The organism is Haliea sp., assembly GCF_040222615.1.
Classification (GTDB): Bacteria; Pseudomonadota; Gammaproteobacteria; order Pseudomonadales; family Halieaceae; genus Haliea.
In genome coordinates this window covers 1-4,406 of record NZ_JAVKCQ010000077.1, presented here as the reverse complement: position 1 = coordinate 4,406, position 4,406 = coordinate 1, and the positions used below count along the sequence as shown (strand labels likewise).

At 65.7% G+C, this 4,406-nt stretch carries 4 protein-coding genes; 1 reads left to right on the top strand and 3 read right to left on the bottom strand.

The window, feature by feature from the left end; all coding sequences use genetic code 11:
* From RJQ10_RS06900 to RJQ10_RS06890, 3 genes are all read right to left on the bottom strand, one after another.
* Positions 1-699: acyl-CoA dehydrogenase family protein (locus RJQ10_RS06900; protein ID WP_350144969.1), on the bottom strand; the 699-nt coding region annotated here is incomplete at its 3' end.
* A 13-nt stretch (positions 700-712) separates the two neighbouring features.
* Positions 713-1,900 (bottom strand): acyl-CoA dehydrogenase family protein, encoded by a 1,188-nt coding sequence (locus RJQ10_RS06895; RefSeq protein ID WP_350144967.1) that lies wholly within the window; start codon positions 1,898-1,900, stop codon positions 713-715.
* A 90-nt stretch (positions 1,901-1,990) separates the two neighbouring features.
* Positions 1,991-3,016 carry a TIGR03617 family F420-dependent LLM class oxidoreductase gene (locus RJQ10_RS06890; protein ID WP_350144966.1) on the bottom strand — a complete coding sequence of 342 codons (1,026 nt, stop codon included), beginning with the start codon at positions 3,014-3,016 and terminating at the stop codon, positions 1,991-1,993.
* A gap of 213 nt (positions 3,017-3,229) precedes the next feature.
* On the opposite strand from RJQ10_RS06890, the gene RJQ10_RS06885 reads away from it, so the two are divergent.
* Positions 3,230-4,120, top strand: coding sequence for an LLM class flavin-dependent oxidoreductase (locus RJQ10_RS06885; protein WP_350144964.1), 891 nt, complete (start codon positions 3,230-3,232; stop codon positions 4,118-4,120).
* Positions 4,121-4,406: the final 286 nt, after the last annotated feature.

Below are 4,406 nucleotides of genomic sequence, written 5' to 3'. Positions count from 1 at the left end.
CGCACAGCGCTCGCGTGTCCAGCGCAGCAACGCCTCGCCGCCGCTGGTCATGACCACATCCGCGGCCGCAACGGTGACCGCAGCCAGCGAGAGCCGACAGTGGGGCTCGAAGTGGGTTATTTCGAGATCCGTGAGCGTCACTCCGGGGCCACGGGGGTCCAGCAATACCACGGCGGTGTCGCCGCCCAAGCGCACCGGTAACACCACCCAATCGGCCTCGCGAGCGAACGGAACCATGGCGCATTCCCCCTCCAGCACCAGGGCATCCCCCTGCCAGCGCGCCTGCACCCGGGTCGGGTCAACGCTGCTCAAGCCGCTCCAGAAATCACCGGTCAGCAGCAGTTCACCGCAGGTGGCGGCAGGCAGCACGCGGTCGCACAGCTCTGCGGTTGCAAATTTCTGCAGCGGCAGCAGCCCCGACACACAGTGCGCCAGCACCGGCACCGGCGCCACACTCCGCCCCAGCTCCTCGATAAACAGGCCGAGCTCCATGAAGCCAAGGCCCATGCCACCGTACTCCTCGGCGACCGCGACGCCGGGCAACCCGGCCGTCAGCAGGGTCTGCCAGAGAGCCCGATCAAAGCGCGGCACCCGGTACTCATCGTAGGCGCCGAGACTGGCGGGGCTGACCGCGTCGTCGAGGATATTGCGGGCGAGCCCGCGCAACTCTTCCTGAATCTCCGAAAACCCAAAGTCCATGACTGTACGTCCCTCAACGGCTGGCGCGAGGCATCCACAGCCCCGCGGCGGAAATGATGTCGCGCTGGATCTCGTTGGCGCCGCCACCAAAGGTAATGATGGAGGCGGTGCGGTAGAGGCGCTCGATTCGCGCCGCCTGTTCCTGTGCCGCAGGAGAGTGCGCCCGCAGCAGGCCGGCCTCGGCGACGATCTCGCCCAGGAGCCGGTAGACCTCGATAAAGCCCTCGGACCCAAACACCTTGGCGGCGGAGGCATCGGCCATACCCAGGGTGCCGGCGGTCATGGCCCAGGATTGCTTGTACACGATCAGCTTCATGCACTCGATCAGGGCTCGGCTGCGGGCCAGGTTGGCCTGCACCCAGGATTGCGCCGCGACCGGCTGGCCGTCTTCCCCCGAAGTCTCCCGCGCCCAGTGCACAACCTGGTTGAACAACTCGGAAATGGGACCAAAATTGATCAGGCTGAGCCGCTCCCGGTTGAGCTGACTGGTAATCAGCTTCCAGCCGCCATTCAGTTCGCCTACCCGGTGCTGGTCGCTGACGCGAATGTTGTCGTAAAAGGTCGCGTTGGTGCGCACACCACCCAGGGTATGCACTGGCGCACAGCTCCAGCCCGGATCGCTGTTGGGGACCAGGAACATGGAAATGCCCTTGTGCTTCTTCGGCGCGTCGGGGTCAGTGCGAACAGCCAGCCAGGTGTAGTCGCAGAAGTGTGCCAGGGAAGTCCACATCTTCTGGCCGTTGATCACCCAGTCATCGCCATCGCGGACCGCGCTGGTCCGCAGGGACGCCAGGTCGGTACCCGCACCGGGCTCCGAATAGCCAATGGATACCAGCAGCTCGCCGCGCAGGATCCTGGGCACGATTTCCTCGCGAATCCAGGCATTACCGTGCTCCGCCAGGGTTGGTCCCACAGATTCCGTGGTCAGGAACGGGAATGGATAGCCCGCGCGCATCACCTCCTCCACGAACACGAACTGTTCCAGTGGCGAGAGTCCGCGGCCGCCGTATTCCCTGGGCCAGCCCAGGCCGATCCAGCCGTCCCGCCCCATCTTCGCCAGTGCGGCTCGCCACAGGGGGCCACCGCCTTCGCCCATGTCACGCTCGCACTCGGCCCGCAGCTCCGCTGTCATCAACTCGCGAAAATAGGCGCGCAGCTCGTCACGCAAGGCCAGCTGGGCGGGGGTAAACTGTATTTTCATCTCAGGCTCCCGGCGATTGGTAATGAAATCATAACCGCGGCGCGCGGCTGGTACAGGCGGGGTTGCGGCCAATCTTCATGGCGAAAGCGGTCAGGCGGCCTGCAGGCGGCGCAGGTCCTGCAGGATCTCCCGCCACATGGGGTCCGGGGCCGCGTAGGGCGCGTAAATCGCCAACCGGTCGGCGCAATCTCCATAGCGCGCCAGAAGTGCCGCGGCGATGTCCCCGGGATGACCACTCACCGCAAAGGCGGCGATAAACTCATCGTCGATATGGCTGCCCAGCGCATCCCATTGCCCCTGTTTGGAGAGCCGGTTCAGTTCCGGTTGCAGGTCACCGTAGCCGACGGCTGCCATGGGCGGCAGATAGGCCGGCGTCGAGGCGTAGAACCCCAGCAAGCCGCGCACGGCTGCCGTCGCGGCCTCGCGCCCCGCTGCGTCCTCCCCGGTGATGACAATGGCATTGATCTGCAAGATGAAGTCGGCCCGCGACCTGCCCCCCTGGGCGAGGCCCCGTTCCACAGCGGGCAGAGCCTGCTCGCGCAGGAACCGTTCGTTGTTGAAAGGGTGGACGATCAACCCGTCCGCGACCTCCCCCGCTATTTCCGTCATCCGCGGCCCCAGAGCGCCGAGTAACACCGGCGGGACACCATGGGGGTTGGGACCGGGATTGAACATCGGAGTCATCAGGGTGTGGCGATAGAACTTGCCCTCGTAGGCCAGCGGTACTCCGTCCTGCCAGCAGGCAAAAATGGCTTTCAGGGCCAGTATATAGTCGCGCATGCGGGTCGCCGGCGGGTCAAAATCGATCCCAAAACGCTTCTCGATATGGGCCTTGATTTGAGAGCCTATGCCGAGCAGGAAGCGACCCTGACTGAAGCGCTGCAGGTCCCAAGCCTGGTAGGCCAGGTGCAGCGGATTGCGGGGGAACGCGACTGCAATACCGGTGGCAATATCCAGTTCCGGTGCGTGCTCGGACGCCAGCACCAGCGGCAAGAACGGGTCCCAGCTCCCTTCGAGGGTGTAGACACCGTCGTAGCCAATGTCTGCGAGCCGCCGGGCCTCTGCAGCCGCGTCCCCCAGCTGCGAGTAGAACGGGCCATCGATTTTTATCGTCACGGTTCTGTTCTCCATTTTCCGGGACAGCGGATAGCGCTGACCACGGCTGTTATAGCGCAGAGCAAGGTGGCTCGGCCACGACAATGCCGCCTGCAAACGCTATCCGCGCAGTCGCTGCCCAACAGGTCGGTCACTGGTACAGATAGGTGTACGCCGACACGCGCTGCCACCGGCAGTCTGGGCCATAATCGCTCTTTCAGTTCAAGGACCCCGATGATGAAAACCGGAATCTGCCTGCCCTACATGAAAGCCGGACTCACCCGCGATGACTACCTGCAATGGTTTCAGCGGGTCGATGCCGGGCCCTTCCACAGTGTTTCCTGCGGCGAGCGCGTACACGGTCCGACCTTCGACATGCGCGTGCTGCTTGCAGCTGCTGCCGCCTGTACCAGCCGGGTGGAAATCACCCCGACCCTGTACGTCTTGCCGATGCATCCCGCCGTACAGGTCGCCAAAGAGGTCGCCAGCCTCGATATCTTGTCTGGTGGTCGAGTGCAGCAGGTCTGCGTTGGCTACGGCGGTCGCGAGGCCGACTATGCCGCTGTCGAGGCCCCCTTCAAGGGCCGTTACGGCCGTATGGACCAGCAGGTCGCGACCCTGCGCCAGGTCTGGAACCAGCAGGAAGTGATCCCCGGCGCCGGCCCCATAGGCCCCCTGCCCAGCCGCGACGGCGGACCCCGGCTGCTTGCCGGAGTTCTGGGCCCCAAGAGCATCGCCCGCTGTGCCCGGTGGGCCGACGGCCTTTACGCCTGGTCGGGCAACGGTGAACAGGGCGAACTCGCCAACGCCTTCCGTCTGGCGGATGAAGCCTGGGACGCCGCCGGTCGCGAGCACAAGCCGTACCGGCTCGGAGGGTTCTGGTGCACGCTGGCGGATGACGGGCCACAGCGGCTCTATGACTATGTCTACGACTACCTTGCCATCGCCGGGCCGGAAATCGCCAAAATGATGGCGGAGTCCGTGCACCGCAGCTCCGAGGACGCCATTCTGCAGGCCCTGGACAATGCCGAGGCGGCGGGTTGCGAGGAGGTGTTCCTGGTCCCCGCAACCGCGGATATCGCCGAGGTCGACCGGCTGGGGGATCTGCTGCTGCGGCGGGGCTGATTGAAGCGGGAGCCGGAGCGGCTTCTTTCAGCTGGCGCCCTGGCGGTCGTTTCGTCCGCCTGGCGGCCTGGCGTCCGCTGCCTCGCTCCGTGGCGGCCCGTGCGGCCGCTGTGTCGCTTGGTTCACGTGGCGGCCTGATGGCCGCTGCGTCGTTCCGTGGGTCGCTTCGTTCGCGTGGCGGCCTGGCGGCCGCTGCGTCGCTCCGGGAGGCGGGGACTCCGCTACTCCATTGCGGGCGCATGCGGCGCGCGTTCCTGCGGTGATCTTGCGCTGCCGTCTGGCCGCG

Excerpts from the sequence above, each read along its gene's own strand:
- RJQ10_RS06895 (WP_350144967.1), bottom strand. The coding sequence starts at position 1,900 with ATGAAAATACAGTTTACCCCCGCCCAGCTGGCCTTGCGTGACGAGCTG.
- RJQ10_RS06885 (WP_350144964.1), top strand. The coding sequence starts at position 3,230 with ATGATGAAAACCGGAATCTGCCTGCCCTACATGAAAGCCGGACTCACC.